The organism is Maricurvus nonylphenolicus (genome assembly GCF_042854845.1).
Taxonomy (GTDB): Bacteria; Pseudomonadota; Gammaproteobacteria; order Pseudomonadales; family Cellvibrionaceae; genus Maricurvus; species Maricurvus nonylphenolicus.
The window spans coordinates 2,607,300-2,625,251 of the sequence record NZ_AP031498.1 but is presented as its reverse complement, the minus strand read 5'-3'; the positions used below and the strand labels follow the sequence as shown (position 1 = coordinate 2,625,251).

18 protein-coding genes are annotated in these 17,952 nt (G+C 50.3%); 7 read left to right on the top strand and 11 right to left on the bottom strand.

The window, feature by feature from the left end; translation table 11 throughout:
* The first annotated feature begins 8 nt into the window (after positions 1–8).
* On the top strand, positions 9–995 hold the full coding sequence (locus ACGHZ6_RS11295) for a GlxA family transcriptional regulator (RefSeq protein WP_390618965.1): 987 nt from the start codon (positions 9–11) through the stop codon (positions 993–995).
* An 81-nt stretch (positions 996–1,076) separates the two neighbouring features.
* Here the strand turns inward: ACGHZ6_RS11295 and ACGHZ6_RS11290 are convergent, their stop codons facing one another.
* The 3 genes from ACGHZ6_RS11290 to ACGHZ6_RS11280 are packed head-to-tail and all read right to left on the bottom strand — an operon-like array spanning position 1,077 to position 3,410.
* Positions 1,077–1,862: an AsmA family protein gene (locus tag ACGHZ6_RS11290; RefSeq protein WP_390618964.1), complete on the bottom strand. Its 786-nt coding sequence runs from the start codon at positions 1,860–1,862 to the stop codon at positions 1,077–1,079.
* A gap of 20 nt (positions 1,863–1,882) precedes the next feature.
* Positions 1,883–2,296: a hypothetical protein gene (locus ACGHZ6_RS11285; protein WP_390618963.1), complete on the bottom strand. Its 414-nt coding sequence runs from the start codon at positions 2,294–2,296 to the stop codon at positions 1,883–1,885.
* A gap of 46 nt (positions 2,297–2,342) precedes the next feature.
* Positions 2,343–3,410, bottom strand: coding sequence for a nucleoid-associated protein (locus tag ACGHZ6_RS11280; protein WP_390618962.1), 1,068 nt, complete (start codon positions 3,408–3,410; stop codon positions 2,343–2,345).
* A 133-nt stretch (positions 3,411–3,543) separates the two neighbouring features.
* Between ACGHZ6_RS11280 and ACGHZ6_RS11275 the strand changes: the two genes are divergently transcribed.
* Together ACGHZ6_RS11275 and ACGHZ6_RS11270 are read left to right on the top strand one after the other, a co-directional pair.
* Positions 3,544–5,040 (top strand): FMN-binding glutamate synthase family protein, encoded by a 1,497-nt coding sequence (locus ACGHZ6_RS11275; RefSeq protein WP_390618960.1) that lies wholly within the window; start codon positions 3,544–3,546, stop codon positions 5,038–5,040.
* A gap of 55 nt (positions 5,041–5,095) precedes the next feature.
* On the top strand, positions 5,096–5,608 hold the full coding sequence (locus tag ACGHZ6_RS11270; RefSeq protein ID WP_390618958.1) for a DUF3806 domain-containing protein: 513 nt from the start codon (positions 5,096–5,098) through the stop codon (positions 5,606–5,608).
* 29 nt (positions 5,609–5,637) lie between these two features.
* Here the strand turns inward: ACGHZ6_RS11270 and ACGHZ6_RS11265 are convergent, their stop codons facing one another.
* A complete protein-coding gene (locus tag ACGHZ6_RS11265) occupies positions 5,638–6,255 on the bottom strand; it encodes a hypothetical protein (RefSeq protein ID WP_390618957.1) in 618 nt (205 codons plus the stop codon).
* A gap of 179 nt (positions 6,256–6,434) precedes the next feature.
* Here ACGHZ6_RS11265 and ACGHZ6_RS11260 point away from each other — a divergent pair, with 179 nt between their 5' ends.
* The 3 genes from ACGHZ6_RS11260 (at position 6,435) to ACGHZ6_RS11250 (ending at position 8,662) form a co-directional block, all read left to right on the top strand.
* A complete protein-coding gene (locus ACGHZ6_RS11260; RefSeq protein ID WP_390618956.1) occupies positions 6,435–7,091 on the top strand; it encodes a TetR/AcrR family transcriptional regulator in 657 nt (218 codons plus the stop codon).
* A complete protein-coding gene (locus ACGHZ6_RS11255) occupies positions 7,084–8,319 on the top strand; it encodes an NADH:flavin oxidoreductase/NADH oxidase family protein (RefSeq protein WP_390618955.1) in 1,236 nt (411 codons plus the stop codon). The genes ACGHZ6_RS11260 and ACGHZ6_RS11255 overlap by 8 nt, the downstream gene beginning before the upstream one ends.
* 97 nt (positions 8,320–8,416) lie before the next feature.
* A complete protein-coding gene (locus tag ACGHZ6_RS11250) occupies positions 8,417–8,662 on the top strand; it encodes a hypothetical protein (RefSeq protein ID WP_390618954.1) in 246 nt (81 codons plus the stop codon).
* Positions 8,663–8,681: 19 nt separating this feature from the next.
* On the opposite strand, the gene ACGHZ6_RS11245 is transcribed toward ACGHZ6_RS11250, so the two are convergent.
* A complete protein-coding gene (locus tag ACGHZ6_RS11245; protein ID WP_390618953.1) occupies positions 8,682–9,164 on the bottom strand; it encodes a peptidylprolyl isomerase in 483 nt (160 codons plus the stop codon).
* Between the two features lie 167 nt (positions 9,165–9,331).
* Here ACGHZ6_RS11245 and ACGHZ6_RS11240 point away from each other — a divergent pair, with 167 nt between their 5' ends.
* Entirely contained in the window at positions 9,332–10,048 is a 717-nt protein-coding gene (locus ACGHZ6_RS11240; protein WP_390618952.1) for an NUDIX domain-containing protein, read from the top strand.
* 191 nt (positions 10,049–10,239) lie between these two features.
* On the opposite strand, the gene ACGHZ6_RS11235 is transcribed toward ACGHZ6_RS11240, so the two are convergent.
* The 6 genes from ACGHZ6_RS11235 to ACGHZ6_RS11210 form a co-directional block, all read right to left on the bottom strand.
* Positions 10,240–11,025 carry a thioesterase family protein gene (locus tag ACGHZ6_RS11235; RefSeq protein WP_390618951.1) on the bottom strand — a complete coding sequence of 262 codons (786 nt, stop codon included), beginning with the start codon at positions 11,023–11,025 and terminating at the stop codon, positions 10,240–10,242.
* A gap of 43 nt (positions 11,026–11,068) precedes the next feature.
* A complete protein-coding gene (locus ACGHZ6_RS11230; protein WP_390618950.1) occupies positions 11,069–12,148 on the bottom strand; it encodes a hypothetical protein in 1,080 nt (359 codons plus the stop codon).
* A 29-nt stretch (positions 12,149–12,177) separates the two neighbouring features.
* Positions 12,178–12,915, bottom strand: coding sequence for a trypsin-like serine peptidase (locus tag ACGHZ6_RS11225; RefSeq protein ID WP_390619161.1), 738 nt, complete (start codon positions 12,913–12,915; stop codon positions 12,178–12,180).
* Between the two features lie 77 nt (positions 12,916–12,992).
* Positions 12,993–13,163, bottom strand: a complete 171-nt coding sequence (locus ACGHZ6_RS11220) for a hypothetical protein (RefSeq protein WP_390618949.1) — start codon at positions 13,161–13,163, stop codon at positions 12,993–12,995.
* A 312-nt stretch (positions 13,164–13,475) separates the two neighbouring features.
* A complete protein-coding gene (locus ACGHZ6_RS11215) occupies positions 13,476–14,285 on the bottom strand; it encodes an ion transporter (RefSeq protein WP_390618948.1) in 810 nt (269 codons plus the stop codon).
* A gap of 36 nt (positions 14,286–14,321) precedes the next feature.
* Entirely contained in the window at positions 14,322–17,951 is a 3,630-nt protein-coding gene (locus ACGHZ6_RS11210) for an ATP-binding protein (protein WP_390618947.1), read from the bottom strand.
* Position 17,952: the final 1 nt, after the last annotated feature.

Below are 17,952 nucleotides of genomic sequence, written 5' to 3'. Positions count from 1 at the left end.
ACCCGATTATGAGCCAGACTAACCCAAGATCCGTCAATATTGCCTATCTAATTCCTGACCAATTCTGGAGTAGTACCGTCACCGGCTCAGCAGAAATTTTCCATGCCATGGCACAGAACAGCCAAGTATTCCGCAGTAAAGAATATAAGGGCGTTGAGGTATCATTACTGAGGACAACCCATAAAAAGCCCACCGGCTTCTCAGGACTGCCACTCAAAACCCAATACTTTGCCCATTCGTCGATTACCGACAAATACTACGATGCCATTATCATCCCTTCCGTTTGGAATCTTTCTATGAGTAATTTGAGAGAATCTGAAAAGGCTCTGGCCTGGTTACGGGATCAACATCAGCAAGGCAGCATCCTCGCGGGCCTGGTCACCGGGGTGTTTTATCTGGCAGAAGCAGGCCTCTTGGACGGACAGGAAGCTACTATTCACTGGGCCTCAGTGAATATTTTCAAACAGCGCTATCCTAAAATCAGATTGACGCCTCAGGCCAAACTGATTCAGTCAGGCAATATCATCACCACGTCCACGACCCCGGCAACATTTGACCTTACTCTGCTTTTAATTCAGCGTTTTCTGGGCGACAGTGCTGCCGAGTATGCCTCACACTACTTTGCCATTCGCGACCAAAGCGCCCCTCTGCCGGAATTTATGGAACCCACGACACACGATACATTGGTAGACGCCGTGCGCGATAAAATGCGCGTCAGCTATGCAGAAGAATTAAATCTTGAAGACCTGGCAAGCCAGTTTAACGTTACCGCGCGCACGCTTTCCCGTCGCTTTGTCAGTGCCACCGGGACAACACCAATACAGTATTTAATCAAACAGCGGCTAACCATTGCTCGCCAGCTACTACAATCAACCGATTTGCAAATCCAACAAATAGCCGAACAATCCGGCTTTCATTCGGCGACAGTTTTCGGCAGAAGTTTTAAACAGGAATTTGGCCTAACGCCTCGAGAATTTCGCAACAACCTAACCTAGGCGTTAGCGCCAGGCTAGAAGAAAAAGAAAAGGGGCGAAAACGCCCCTTAACATAGCCACATCTAAATTCAGACCGCAATATTATTTACCAAATAACCCTTTTAATTGTTTTAACTGACCCTTCTGCTCATCACTGAGTTTCTCATCAATTTTCTCTTGCAGTTTTTTCTGGGCCTTTTCTTTAGCCAGATCTTCCAGGTTATTGGCCACCGCCGCTTTCGCCTGCGCCAGAATTGGGTCAAGCAATGCCTGGGTAAGTTGCTCTGGTGTCAGTCCTACTTCGCGATCACCAATATCGGTGATATTGATACTTGGCAGTTTCAGCGTACGCTCACCCCACTCCGTGGTAATCAAGCGAACACCACTATTGACGAAACTAAATTTCTCCACCATTAAGCGCACATCAGCCGCAGGCGAATCGGACGCTGGAGTGGCCTCTTGTCCAGATGCCTTGGAACCGCCCTGCCCTTTTACATTATCGAGCAGGTCCTGCAGATTGGTGCGGGTTAGATCTTTCTGTTCGGCAATCAGTTTGGCGCCATCGATCAGGATTTCGTTGATCACTATGACCTTGCCCGTCAGGCTTTTTGGCTCAACCTGAAGGGCAACCTGTCCCATCGAGAATGCATAGTCACTTTGATAGCCTTTGGGGTTATCAATTTGCAAACCGTGTAATTCACCACGGCCTTCCATCAGGCTGAGATCGACACGCTCCAACTGCACCGCGGTGCCGGTGACTTTAGGCCCTTCGGTTTCAACGGCAATTTTGACAATCTGATTGATATTCTGCAGGCCTAGAAAAACCACCACCGCAACAACGGCAATAATAGCCACAAACACACCCAATAAGATTTTTCCCAGTTTCATTATTATTTCCTTAGTAAAAGTTAAGTCTTGTCCGTACCGTCATTAGATTCCAGCGCCGGCTCAGAGGTATTTGGTGATGGATTATTGGGCGCTTGCGGTGGCGTCTGCCCGTTATTCTTTTCCATATCTTCGCGGGCTTTGCGCAGTTCACTTTCTACGGTATTTACCAGTGTTTCCCAACCGGTAAGGATCGCATCGTTAGCCTCTCGCACAATACCTTGCACACTGCCCTTATCCAGGCGAGCAACATCCTTGCGAATATTATCAATCTGCCCCTGCAGATCCTGCAACTGACCTGACAGGTCCGCCACCTGGCGATTAGCCACATTCAGATCATTGCGCATTTCAAACACTTGCCAGCCGGCCACAGCCGCTAGCGCGACAATTAACATTAATAATAAATGTGTTTTGCCCTGTTGATTTTGACTAGCCATGATAATTTACCTCCTGTTTTACATCCCTTAGCTTAGCAGTTCAGCGCTAGCTTGCCTCAAACTCAGGCTCTGTGCTGACAACCGTCTTTTCGGCTGCTCCCTGGCTAAAACCGCCTGATTTTTGCAGGTGCTGTAACAAGCGCATCTTCAACGGCCCAGGAATGTTGGTAATCGTCAGTGAGTCAGTGCCCTTGTCATACATGATGCTTGAACCCAAACACTCTGACGAGAAGCTCATACTCAGTTCATCATTACGGCCACTGATCCGTACAAACTGACGCAGCTGCTTGCGATCTGGAATCAATGCTGGTCGAGCCTCCTGCTGCTGTTCAGCAACAAACTTTGCCAGCTGCTCAGGGGCACTATCACTGACATGCTCAGATAGGCTTTCTATCACAACCGGCTCACCTAATTTATCCTGCTCCAGGCAATAATCAACCACCTTGGAGCGGCATTCCTGGGCTTCTTCTTCCGGCATTTTAGCGGTATAAGCTGTAACAATATCCAAGAACTCGGTCGTTTCGGCCGCCACATCACGCTGGTCGGTAAATCCCATGCAGTTCATAAATGCATCAGTCAGTTCTTTGTCACCCCGGGAGCGCAATACTGACAAATAGCTCGGTTCATCGGTCAGCCAATCGGTAATATTGACCTTAGCCCCCAAACGAATCCCTTTGACATCCAGATAGCGCGTGCCTTTAAAATCCAAGTCACCGTCGACATACATACCTTCTGAATGTTGCAAAGCAAAGACAAACAGAATATCCGCATCGGCCAGGGTTTCCACGGCAAACAATATATGGCCTTCAAATTCAGCTTCAACTTCGCCTAGCACCTGCTGAAGGTGCTCACAAAATTTGCGGCTAAAGCTCTCAAAGCCAAGACGCTCCTCACTGAACTCACGCAACCAGCTGGCGACCTGAGCCGATCCGGCATCACGGGTAAACTGACCGTAGCTTTTTCCCGCCTTGGAGACATAGGCCTGCTTAAGCTCTCGCAACAACTCTTCGACATGGCCGTTAATCGCCAATTTATCTTCTGCCAGAGATAGCTCGACAGGCGCACTTAAACCCGCACGTCGGATGCCGTGTACTACGCAGTGGGCTATAGCCATGGAGGTTCCTCACAGTTACTAAATGGTTAGGAAATGAAGTGGCCGGTATTATATGCCAGTGCAGACAACAGAAGCCACGTCTCGCTATAATGAAGATTCTGGATATGTATAAAAAAACAACAACGGATGCCCAATGCTCGATAGCTTTACCCTCAACGCCCTGGCCTTTCTTTCCATTCTGTTTATCACGCTTATCGGTATTGGGGCCTTAACGGTACTTGCCCTCTACTTTATTGATATCACCCAGCAAAGGCATACCATCCGCCGCAATTATCCGGTGATTGGACGATTTCGCTATTGGTTTGAACACCTTGGGGAATTCTTCCGTCAGTATTTCTTTGCCCTGGATCGGGAAGAGCTGCCGTTTAACCGCGCCGAGCGTGGCTGGGTATATCGTGCAGCCAAGAACGTTGATCGTAATTTGGCCTTTGGCTCAACCCGTGATCTTTCGCCAGTAGGTTCGGTACTGTTCCTAAATTCCGCCTTCCCCACATTACAGGAAGACGCAGCCGAGCCCAGCCCTGTCACCATCGGCCCCCACTGCAAGCAGCCCTATACCACCTCATCGCTGTTTAATATTTCAGGCATGAGCTTTGGCGCCTTATCAAAGCCTGCTGTTGAAGCCCTGAGTGCAGGCGCCGCCAAAGCAGGATGCTGGCTCAATACCGGTGAAGGCGGCCTATCTCGCGCTCACCTTAATGGTGGAGCAGATATTGTCTTCCAGATTGGCACGGCCAAATACGGCGTCAGGGATGAGCAAGGTAAACTTGATCCGGACAAACTGCGCGCTGTTGCCAGCCAGCCACAGGTAAAGATGTTTGAAATTAAACTCAGCCAAGGCGCCAAGCCCGGTAAAGGCGGCATACTACCGGCCAACAAGGTCACCGCCGAGATTGCAGAAGCCCGCGGTATTCCCGAGGGAGAGGCATCCATCAGCCCGAACGGACAGCCTGATATACGCTGCCCGGCTGACCTGCTGGATATGGTGGCACAGATTCGGGAGATTACCGGAAAACCTGTGGGGTTTAAGGCCGTTATCGGCGAACAACAATGGCTGATCGATCTGTTTGAGCTGATTGAGCAGCGCGGTCCGGAATCAGCCCCTGACTTTATTACCGTCGACAGCGCTGATGGTGGCTCTGGCGCAGCCCCGCAGCCACTGCTGGACTATGTTGGCCTGCCCCTCAAGGAAAGCCTGCCCTGGCTGGTAGATCAGCTTGTTCGCTTCAATCTCCGCCAACGGGTGAAAGTCATCGCCTCCGGCAAACTGATCACTCCATCCGGCGTTGGCTGGGCCCTGGCAGTCGGGGCCGACTTTGTCACCAGTGCCCGCGGCTTTATGTTCTCGCTGGGCTGCATTCAGGCCCTGCAGTGTAATAAAAACACCTGTCCTACCGGTATCACCACCCATGACCCGAAACTGCAACGCGGCTTAAACCCTCAGGCCAAATCTGTGCGCGTACAGCAGTACCACGCCAATATGACCTATGGTGTGGGCTTGATTGCCCATGCCTGTGGCGTTAGCGAGCCTCGCCAATTGCAGAGAGAGCATGTGCGAGTGGTTATGGAAAAGGGCCTGTCAATTCCGCTGTCTGAATTACACCCAACCCCCGTTAGGATCATTGAGTAAGCCCCAGGCTACTGCCTATAATGCGAACTGCGTTAACCCATACCAAAGAATCACTATGTATTTACTGAAGCACCTTTTAGCACTCGCCTGCATTATCCTGTTAAGTACTCCGGCTCAGGCTCAAGACAAAAAGAAAGTCGAGGTTTTTGATCTGGGCTGGCTCGACAAAAACCACCTGGAACACCAGGTTGAACGCATTGATGAAATTGCCCGGGGCAACCTGGGTTCGCAGATTCGCAATAGCACCGATGACCTCGAGCTTCTGCAGCGCATTATCAACAGAGGATTGATCGCCAAGGATGATCGCCTGCGGCTGCAGGCTATGGGTGCTGTGCTGGGCAACGTAATGGCACAGGAGTTTGGTATGGTGTGGCAGGTATACGAGGACAATCTGGGTCGTAGTCGCGCCCTGTGCGTCGAAGATACCCAGCACTGCCTGTTTCCCATCACCATGCTATCGCGACGCATGGAAGTTGGCCTGCTACCGAACGTCAAAGACATATTCGATTATTGTCACGAAGAAATACGCCCCTACCTGAAGCGTAACCCCTACGATGTAACACCTTAGGTTGTACCCTAGGGCCTTAACTCAAAAAGCTAGGCAACCTTGCACTCATCGACCAGATAATGGCCCAGGTCCCGTGACAAACGCTCACGGGCTACGGCCAGCTCATCACGCAAACTCGCCTCCAGGTTAACCTCCATCGTCAGCCCCCGCCGCTCCTCCTCCAGTTGCTTGATATACAAACTGAGGCTCTTTTTCCCAGCAACTTCAGCCCCATAGAGCTGCTCAACCCACTCGTCGATACAGCCGACATACAAGGAATCCGATAGGCTGACAGAGGATACCGAGGCCGAAACAAAGGCGTTATGCAAACCCAGCAGGGATTTTTCACCAGGTGCTTGTAATTTCTTAGGGGTAAAATAAGTGGCCAGGAATCGCGCCGGGAACAACAACCATTTAGCCAGCATCTGCAGCAGGGCACCGATTAACAGCAGAGGCCATACCGCTAAAACAATCAATAACTGGATCACCTTAAGGGTATAGGCTTCGGGCCATTCCAGACGTCGCAAAAATCTGGGCCAGAACACATTCCCCCAAGCCATTAGATCATTTAGCAGCTGCTGCCGCTGATAAAGTCGATAGATTCGCCAGCACACCAATTCCGACTGGGTAAACAGTAAGCCCCGCTTCCCTATCTGTCTGATTGCCATCCCGCCCTCAAGATTTGCGCTCCTTGCCATCAGTATAGGTGTCCCCTTCTGAAACAGAAACCAGCCATTTCAATATACAAGAATTGAGCTCAGCATAGCCCCCTCTTGAATTCCAAGCCAACCGTCTTTAAACTACCCATTAACAGACGACCGGTCCAATATTAATTATAGAGCACCCCATGGCACGACCCCGTAAAAGCGACCACACCAAACAACAGCTACTGGATACCGGTACTGAATTACTGATCAACCAGGGCTACCACGGTACCGGTATCAAGGCTGTACTCGATGCTGTAGGCGTGCCAAAAGGCTCTTTCTATAACTTTTTCGCCAGCAAGGAAGCCTTCGTCAAAGAAATTATCGAGCACTACGGTGCCGAGGAAGTGCAAGCAATGGCGGCCCGTGTCGAGCACCTTTCAGATCAGCCCGCACTGATCCAGCTCTGGTGTACCTTCGCCTACAAAGTGCAAGCCTGGGTTAGCGAAGACAAAGCCTGCGCCTGCCTACTGGGCGCCATGGCAGCGGAAATAGCCGACGCCAGTGACTGCTGCCGCCAAACGATCAAAGGCATAGAGCAAGAGTGGGTCGATATCATCCAGATTGCCATCGCTACGGCCCAACAGGAAGGCGATATACGCAGCGATATAAATGCTGCTGCCATTGCTCAACTGCTTTATAACAGCTGGCAAGGCGCCCTGCTGCACGCACAAATCACCCAAAACCCACAGTCTCTGCTCGATCACTTCTGGACGCTATTAAGTAGCCTGATCACCCCACAGGGACAGACAACCTTTGCCCAATCCAGCCTATGCAACCGGGAGTTAGACCATGAGTAACACTGCATCGCCCCTTAACCAACGCCTGCAAATCACCCCAAGCGTGGCCAGTAAAAACCGTATTTTCAAATCTGCCATGAGTGAGCAAATGGGAGATCGTGATCATGCCCCCACCGACGCCTTGATTCACCTCTACAAAACCTGGTCTGAAGGTGGCACCGGTATTTTGGTTACCGGCAATGTGATGATTGATCGCAACGCGTTGGGTGAGCCCAAAAATGTTGTACTCGACCAGCAATCGGATCTGGGTCTATTTAAACGCTGGGCTCAGGCTGGAACCGCCAACGATACGCAACTGTGGATGCAACTAAACCACCCAGGCAAACAAATCCCCAATATGCTGTGCAAAGAACCTGTCGCACCTTCCGCTGTACCACTCGGCAATGGTCTGGAAGATATGTTTAACCCACCGCGCGCCCTGACAGAATCCGAGATTGAAAACTTAATTCAGCGCTTCGCCTGGGCCGCCAAACAGGCAAAAGACAGTGGCTTTAGTGGTGTTCAAATACACGCGGCACACGGCTACCTGGTCAATCAATTTCTCTCGCCTCACCACAACCGACGTGAAGACCAATGGGGCGGCAGCCTGCAAAACCGCATGCGCTTTGCCCTGGAAATCTACCGCGCTATTCGCCATGAAGTCGGCAGCGACTATCCAGTAGGTATCAAACTCAACTCTGCTGATTTCCAAAAAGGCGGCTTCAGCGAAGAAGATTCCATGGAAGTTATCAAAGCCCTGCAAGAAGAAGGCATCGATTTGATTGAAGTCTCAGGCGGCAATTACGAGCACACCGCCATGGTCGGCTCCGAAGTTAAAGACAGTACAAAAAAACGTGAAGCCTACTTCCTGGATTACGCCGAAAAAGCCAGCAAGCTATTAAGCATTCCACTGGTAGTTACTGGAGGATTCCGCTCCGCAGAAGCAATGAATGAGGCCCTGGAATCAGGCGCAACAGACATGATCGGTATTGCCCGCCCATTAGCCGTTGACCCGGATCTGCCCAACAAGCTGATGGCCGACAATCAGCACAAAATAGAACTCAAAACGCTGACCACAGGTTTTGCCAAACTCGACTTTATGAGCATGCTGGATTTGACCTGGTACGAACACCAGCTCGATCGCATAGGACGTGGCAAAGGCCCTAAGCCCAATCTGAGCCCGTGGCGCTCGGTACTGAGAACCTTCGCCATTATGGGCGGCCATGCATTTAAACGCCGTCGCGCCTAATGACCCTGCCCGGGTGGTCATCCCCATATGACCACCCTAGCTGGGCCAGGTAACCTTCTGGTACACTTGCCCCGAAATTTACCTCTGGCAGCGCCCTATGAAATACCACAAGATTCTCGAAAAACACGATATCAGCGAAGCCGATATCAACACACTGGTAAAACACTTTGCCGAGCGCGCAGCCAAAGACAGCACCAATCTACAGCCCGATGCGGTATATCACAGCGCTGCCATTGATATCGCTTTAGGCGCAGTCGATATGAGCGAAGAAACCCTGGGCGCCATGAAAAGCGGCCATAGCGCCAAAGGCTGGATTGAAGTACTGACCGGAGTCAAACTCTAAACAAGTCCCCTAAAAGGGATTACTGCCCACAGCCACCTTTACCATGAACATGGCCATGAGCTACCTCTTCCGCAGTGGCCTCACGCACATCCAGTACCTCAATATCAAAGGTCACCGTTTTACCGGCTAACGGATGGTTTGAATCAATATCCACAGACTTCAAGCCAACCTTGATAACCGTTGCCTCTTTTGGACCCTGCTCCGTATTCACGTGCACAACCTGGCCAACCTTCAACTTACCTTTGGTCAGCAAATGTTTTCGCGGCACCCGCTGAGTGGTATTCTCTCGGCGCTTGCCGTAAGCCAATGCGGGCTCAAGAGTTACCGAGAAGACATCACCCGTCTCCCGACCAACCAAGGCATCCTCCAAGCCAATCATCATACCCTGCTGGCCATGAAGATATTCCATGGGGTCACCATCGTGTGAAGACTCAAGCTCCGGCCCCTCAACTTCCGATAAGCGATAGTGAAATCGTACAACCCGATCTTTTTCAATTTTCATGATGACGCCTTCTGTCTGTCCAAAATCTTGCCTTTAAACTGGGCGCGCAGTATGCCGTTACACTCGAAAGAGATCCAGCCCCAGCAACACAGTGGCCTCTGCACCTTAAAAACACTAGTATAAGCATCAACAAAAAAGAATGAACAAAGTGAGAGAGATAAACGGCGATGTCTACCGAACAAGTACCCACCCCACCCGAAGCTTTTCCCGCCGCTACCGTTGTCATTATCCGTGACGGTGACAACGGCTTGGAAACCCTGTTATTACAGCGTGCAGCTGCGATTAAATTTGCTGGCGGCGCCTGGGTATTCCCCGGAGGCCGGGTAGATGAAGCTGATTACGGAGATGATCATACCGACATAGAATCCGCCTCTCGACGTGCCGCAGCCCGTGAATGCGTAGAAGAAGCCGGCGTCACCGTTGCACCTGACCAGCTGGTCGCCTGCGCCCACTGGACAACTCCCACCAATGAACGCAAACGCTTCGCCACCAGTTTTTATATTTGCGCTATCGACAAAGATACTCCGGTAACGATCGATGAAGGGGAAATTGTTGCTCACCAGTGGATGGCACCGCAAAAAGCCCTCGACGACCACCACCAGGAAGGTCTCGCCCTGCTGCCACCTACCTATATAACACTCTGGGAATTAGCACAGTCACACAATACCGAAGAAGCGCTTAATTTTTACCGTGAACGTCCTTTGCGCCGACACCTGCCGAATCTTATTGTTGGTGAAATTACGAGGGATGTTTTAGGTAATGCCGGTGCTGTAACACTGTATGAAGAGGATGCGGGTTATAAAACCGGTGATATTCGTGAGACTGATACTATGCATCGGTCAGTGATGACGGACAAAGGTTGGCAGTACATAAAAACTATTTAGTAAAAGCAAACTTAAGAATCACAAATGTACGGCTTAAGCTTGTAGTGGAGTATAGTCTTCCAGGGCCTTCGGAGGCAGGACGCCGACGCAGAGCGCTGCTTGTAAACGAGAGTGGATGCCGAACAGCGTGCGCTGGAAGACTATACTTCACTACAAGTGCCACAATTTCGTTAAAAAACTCTTACAAATAATTACTTTTGCAACAACAATGTCTGCATAACCGACCCAATAGGTCCCAGCTCATCAAACAAATTTGCCTGAGCCAAACCTAAACCCGTCGGCTGCCAATGCGATTCTGCCGAAGACAACAACCAGTCAGCCGAAGACGCTCGATGCATCACAATCGTGATATCCGGATTCATAAAACGAATATCAAAGCCGTTCTGATTTCGGGAAGTACCGTTACCGCAATCTGCCAGCGGGCATAATTTTTGAAAAGCTGACGGTTCCTCTCCTTCAAGCAACGGAAGCGTTTTCATCCAAATGGATGTCGGACCCGGTGAATTATCATGACCAGGTGGGTATCGAACCTCAATACCACTGCTAAAGCCTGGCAAACCGTGGCTGGTCTTTTCAATAGGAAAACCACCGGGAACAGAATCACTGAATCGATGGGATTCAAATGGCGCTGTTGGCACCTCACCAAGGTCCTGCACCACCATATGTAAACTGCTGGCTGTTGCAATTAACTTGCCCTGTAAATCCACAATGTCAGCCGATGCGGTGGTTACCGCCCTGCCCGCTTTGGTAATCTCGGTATTCACCTGAAAACCATCCATAGGCACAGGTTTTAACAATTCCACCGACAACTTTAATAATTGTTTATCCGTGACCAGCAGCTCAAAAGCTCGAGCAATAATACCGGTCACAGGTCCGGCGTGGCAGGCATCGGCCATCCACGGCCCCCTGGCGGCATCATTACCGATAAATGTTATTCCGTCCGAAGTATGAAAAAATGCATTACTGGAACTTGCCATTGCGGTTAAACCTCTCTTGCTTAGGCACGACATATATTTACAACTAAAGCGGCTGTACTTGACTGGCTATATCACCTGAATTTACCAGCTGTAGAAACTCTTCCCCCAAATAATGACTCTGTGCCATTACCTGATGCCAGATTTCCATTCGCTCCTCATTCCTGCCGCGAAAACGCTTAAAATCTTTACGATCGGAAATGCGCTGGAAAGGTAATGATTCTACAAAGGCCTGTGTAGGCGCCAGAATAATTACATTATCCAGCAAATCTCGTGATGCCACACGTTGGCGATAAAATTTATCAAACCAGCCCGGCTTTAAATAAGGGTAAAAGTGGGGATAGAGAATCAGCTTATTATCCTGCCAAAAATATCCGGGCACAGGATGATAATCAAGCAGCCCCCCATCACGATAAACGCCAGGTTTTGCCCCGGGAATATCAGTTACGCCAGGCATAACAAAGGGAATAGACCCCGAAGCGGTAATGGCCGGGTAAAAATTATCTACCGTTAAAACGACCGATTCAGTTTCATAGCCGTCATTGGACACCAGCGGTGCCTGCTGCCTTGGATCACTAAAAACAATTCTTTGCACCTGACGCTCTAACGCATTGCGCCCCTTGCGACTGCGCCAAAAAGCTTTGGCCAAACTGCCACCCAGACGCAATGATTTTTCACTGCTTAAGCCACCAATGCATCGCACCGCACCAAAATGAAACCGGTAAATCGGGTGCTGAAGAATTTCAGTGAATTTTTCCGGTGGAAGAAAAGCTGCCAGGATTCTTTTGCATTCTGATACGACATCTTCCATTGTTGCCTTGTGCCCATAGGACTGGGCAACATAGGCATTGGCTAATGCCATTAACGCCGCTTCCGGATCTCGCTGCGCCGCAGCAGCCAATTTCCATGCACCCACGGACGTTCCAAAAAGCTGAATGGGTTGCTCAGCGTTCAGCAGCCAACGGGAAAAAATAGCCTGATCCAGGCCGTAAATAGCCAACCATTTGGCCGCCCCGGAGGCGCCAAATACACTGCCAACATGCTGAGGGGACAGTCCGTGCTCATGAATATGTTTAAAAGCTCTGGGACCAGCTAATATCTGCAGAAAAGATGAATGAGTCGACATGTGAGGATTGTATCACCCCTGCCAGGGCTTTACTTTTGTAACCAGAGTTTTAGTCTTTTTTGCCAGTGTTGAGACAGCACCACCAGCCTCAGGTTGTTGGCTTGCATGCGGCCAATATAAACACCTGCCACAGCAACACCCTGCTCCAGCTTAACCAGCATGGGACCACCGGAGTCACCCTGGGTAGTGTCACAATAATGACCAGCCAGTCCCGCAATCTGCTTTACCGACAGAGATTGCAACTGACAGTTATCATGAACGGTTAATACATAAGAGCGATCAAGCCGATAGCCCGCCTGCAACCAATGTTGAGCACTGTTTTTGGCCTGGTAAACGGGAAGATAGCCAAGCGAATCCCCGATCGGTTCTTGAAGCCTTATCAGCGCCCAATCAGTACTGGCATTGGTTAAATTTGACTCAAGCGTCGGATCATAGGCGGGATTAGTATAAATCTGTTTGCCTTTGCTATGAGCCTGATACTCCTCGCCAGAGAAACCCGCAACAAAATGAACAAAATCGGCAGGAAACCAGCGCCCCGTATCCTTGTTCCACAAACAGTGTGCAGCGGTGACAATAACATCAGGTCCGACCAGTGTGGCCGTACAGGAGCCGCGCCCAGCCATATTTAACTGGCCAATAGCCCGCCAGGGAAACGCCTGACTGTCGACCCGTTGACGGGTCTCAGGATAGTTGTCCGGTAACCCCTCAGGAGCAGCAATTGAACCTTGCGAATATAAACCAACAGCTAGCAACAGCAGCCTTAACATCAAACCCACAGCACAACTCACTTAGCCGTATTTCAGGACGCAATGAAGAGTGCTGCAAGCTTAGCTGAGATTGACACTCAATGGGAACCAGACAGGCTATTCCTGCCCTGCTGCTGCAGTTTGATACCAACGATTTGGCCTAGGCTGACCAGTTTCTGACGGTGAAAATGCAATCTGGCCTGCTGCCAATCATTGGCATTGACCAGCTCACCACTTACAGGGGCTTGATGACGATCCTTTCGCTGCATCGCTAACTCCTCCTAAACAGCCTCAATCGAGTGGACCTCAATGAAGGCAAAAATTTGGCGTTTTGCTTATTGTTTTAACTCTGAGTAACGCTAGAGCAATTTATCGGCCAAATTGTCAGGGGCTTTAATGTAGAAAGTGTGACTTAGATTCATGAATACCGTCGTATTGTAGCGATGGCAATTGGGAGAAGCTGAGAGATAGATATTTTAAATGGGGTCTGACCCGCAGGGTCAGACCCCGGCTAGGCTTGAGCCCCCAGACAGCGATGATGTGAGGGGTCCGACCCTGCGGGTCGTACCCCGGCGTTAGTACTACTGCTGTTTTTGCAGCAGCGCTTTCAGTTCATCAAGCTGATTTTGCAGATCCTTCAAGGTCGGCTCCCCGGCCGCCTCAGCCTCGGCCCTGGCAATCCGCTGATGCTCCTCTTCCAGCACATTAACCACAATACCGATCACCATGTTCAGGAAGGCAAAGGCAGTAAAGAAAATAAAGGTAAGGTAGAAAGCCCAGCTGAGCGGATAAACCGTCATGGTCTCATACATCACATCCGTCCAATCCTCAAAGGTCATAACACGGAACAGGGTCAGCAGACTTACGGCGATGTCGCCCCACAAGGTTGGATTAATCTCGGCGAAGAAAGTACTGCCTACAGCGGCATAGATATAGAAGATGATAAACATCATCAACATCACATAACCCAGTTGCGGCAACGCGGTCAGTAGCGAATTCAGCAGTAATCGCAGCTCAGGAATAATAGATACCATCCGCAATACACGGAAGATCCGTACCAAACGACCAATCAAAGCCATTTCACTGTCTTCGATGGGCACCAGACTCATAATCACAATCAGCGTATCAAAGACATTCCAGGCTTTATTAAAGAAGCGCTTTTTATCCTCTTCACCCAGAAAGCGAATAATAATCTCCACCAGGAAAATCAGTGTAATGAAAATATCTAAAACACCAACAACCTGAACAAACACAGGTGGCAGCTCATAGGTTTTTACCCCAATCACCAATGCCGAGAAAATAATGACGCCGATAACAAAGAACTCGAATACCTTGTTTGAGCGAATTCGAAAGAAAATTTGCTGCAATTGATCATTGCGCGTACTACCCATCACATAAACCTCTGAGATTGATATCCCCTGCCGGGGTTAAACTTCTACTTCTTCAAGAAAATCCAACGACGCCTGCTGGCGAATGGTGCGACGATGGTTGGCCATCAGAGCAGCAATTTTCTCTTTGTCACACTGCTGCCTATCGACCAATACCCGCGTCATGAGTTCCCCCATGGGCTGTGAAGTTGGACATTTGCTAAAAATAAACTGGTTGCTGATAAGATCCATAAACGGCCCAGACTTGCTCGACGGCATAATAAACATCAGCTGCAGACCGAGGCTTTCAGTCAAATAGTTGATCACCTCTTTGGATCGGTGTTCATCCATCTTCGAGAAGGCCTCGTCCACCAGCACCATGCGCAGGTGAGATTTGCCCTCATTAAAGCGAAATGCCGAGGTAATGGCTGCACTACGGATAATATAAGCCGGCGTTTCCAACTGACCACCGGAGCCTGTGCCGTACTGACTGAGGGCAATCGGTGCCTTGCCTTCAGGTTTTTTATAAATTTCATAGCAGCGGTAGTTGCGGTAATCGGCAATACGGTTGAGCTCGCGCAAGGCCTTATTGGCATCTTCATCCAGCAGCATCGCCATCAAGCGATCCCGCACCGCCTCATGTTTACCACTGAGCTTCATGTCGAACAGGGTTTCGCCATCGCCCAAGCTTGGGTTGTCAATAACGGCCTTAAAGAATTGCCAGTAATCCTTAAACTCAGGCACCCACTCCCAGCCAAACTCAAAACTCTCACGGTCAGCACCAAAGCGGTGATGCTCAAGTTCCTTATTCAACTCTTCCAGCACTTTCTTGCCGTCATTAATCGCTTGGAAGATAGAATGGCAGAGGTTAGTCACAAAGGCGTTATTGAAGCTTTCACGCAGTGAAACCAGCTCCTCGTGACGCTTGGCAAGAATATTATTTTTGTAGCGGTTATAGAGGCTGTCCAGCTGCCTTTGCAGCTCACACACCCGCTTAAAGTTGGCCCGCCCCAGGCTATCGCCAAAGTCCAGCTCAAAGGCAATTGCATCGGCGCCATTACAGAGCTGGTTATGCTCCAAAATACGCTTTTGCAAAGTATGCAACAGACTATTGAGCTCACCGTCCAGGCTGGCTGCGCTGTTGAGGAAATACTCAAGGTTATGCAGCTCTACTAGCTCGTCTGCCTGAGCCAGCTGCTTCTCAATATCGAAGTCAGCCCAAATTGTCGACAGGCTACGCAGGTTGTCTTCGGCCGTATCCAGTGCATCCAGTGTATCGTCCTGCTCAGCACCCAGATCCTCACAGCGATTATTGGCACGTTTGAGATCACTTTTAACATCTACCCGAGCATCTTCCAACGTCTTGAGTTTCGACTCGAGCTCACCTTCATCGGATTTCAGTTGCTCAAGCTGGGCCTCGAGCTCAGTAAAGTCGGTCAGATCCAACTGCTTTAAACTGGCTTCCGCATTTAACAAACGTCGCTGTAAGGCCAACATACCGTTTAACTGATCGGCATAATCAATGGTTTTTAACTGATCTACCGCCTGTAGCAACTGCTGACATTCATTGGCACTGTCAGCACTGCCCTGCCACTCCATCTGCAACTGTTGCAATTCATCCTGCTTGGCTGCCAGGGCTTTTTCCCGAGCCGCCTGGCCAAACACCAAATCACTATCTCCCAAATCGCAGCGAAACATGGCGTAATTGCCAGATCCCATGCAATCACGAGTCACACCGCGTCGGGTGTGACGAAGCTCATCAGCGTTATCGACGCGCTGGACTTGGCCATAACTGGCCATCAGATAGGCTTCCGCTGTGGCATGGCCAAAGCTCATCACATGCATGATGGAATCACTTGGCAATTGGCCCAGGCGTTCGGCATCGCGACGGGCTTTATGACCCTGAATAACCCTGGCCTTACTGCCACCGGGTAGGCGGCGCACCAAACTTATTGCATCAGCTTCGAATTCGTCTTCAACAATGATGCCAAAGCGTGCGCCTCCTATATAACCCTCGATAGCGGACTGCCACTGTTCATCAACCACTTCAACGTAATCGCAGAGCACACGGGCATCCGCATCAGGTAACTGCCTATTAATCGTCTCAAGCGCTACACGCACATAAGTGGGATAAACGGACTGACGCTGTTCCAGCAGCTGAATTTCACTATTCTTGGCGGCGACCTGCTTTTGCAATCGGTCGCTGGCGTGGCGACGTTTATCGCGTTCCTGCGCCAATTGATCACGTAAACTGCTGTCACCACCGTCAGTCACCAACCAGCTTTCGGCAAAACGATTATGCAGTTGTTGCATCGCCAGCGCTTCATCAAGGTGTCCTTCCAACGGACTGATATCAATCCAGTCGCGATTAAACAGCGATTGAAAATCTACCGACGAAGCCTCCTGACTTAAATCACTGGCAGCTTTAATCAAGGCCTTATCTGCCAAGCCATTAACCGTTAGCTGAATGGAGGTTTGCTGAATCGCCCGCTGAATCTGTCCCGCTGCCTGACGGTTACTGCGCAATTGCTGATCTTGCGTTAGCAGCGGCGCAACCGATTGGCGCATATTGTTATCGAGCTCAGCAATGGTTTTTTCCAGCTGATCCTTATCCCGCAGAGCCGGGACTTGCAAACGACGCGCCTCCAACTCCAGCAACTGCTGGCGTAACTCCTTACGTCGCTGCTCAGCCAGCTCGGCGTCTCGTTCATTACCCTGTAACTGCTCACGTAAACGCTGCTGCTTTTGCTTTTCGCTAAGGTAACGGGACTGACACTGGTTATAACGACTGCGTGCCAAACTGTATTGCATCAATTGCTGCTCTAGCCATTGATCGATAAAAGCATCGGCGCAATCACGGCCAGCCAACAGACGATCAGTCGCTTCACGCAATTCCCGGGCATCCTGCTCCATTCCGTGAATACGCTTTAACATGGCCGACACGTCGCGAATAGCATCACCCAGATCACGGGGCTCAAGCACTTCGTTGGCGACAAATTCATCTATGCCCTTGATGGGTTTGTAGGCCATAAAACGCGAAAATGCTCGCGCTGCATTCATGGCTTCCCGCTCGGATACCGCATCACGGCGGCCGCGTAATACGCCGTAGAGACGGCAGAGATAGGCTTTCTTTTTGTCGTACTTCTCGACACTGGTCGTACCAAACTGCTGGCGCAACTGAGCGTAGACTTTATCCATAGGGAAAACATAGCGTCCTCCCACATCCTCTTTCACCAGGTCACCGAGGGATAAACTCACATCCGGCAGAATAAAAAACAGGCTATCGTCCAGGCGCGCCGTTTTTTGTTGGCCGGTTTTCTCGACAAAAGCCCGCATGGCCAATAATGCGGTAAAGCCTTCACCATCTTCACCGGGCGTTGGCGCAAAAACGGCAGCCAGATAACCATCGCATGAATCCGGTCGCGCATAGGCACCATCATCACACCCCAACACATAGGAGGCCAAGGTGCGAACCTGCTTACCACCGCGGCCTCGCTGGGTAGATTCATCCTGGCCGGGGTTAAAATGGAACAGGTTATCGTGGGCGGCAGTCATCACCGTCTGAATAGCATCCGCCGCTGTTGTTTTGCCAGAGCCATTACCACCGGAGAACAGATTAATGGGGCCAAAATCAAACTCGGCATGGGGAATATTGCCCCAGTTTACATAGATAAACTTCTTTAAATACATA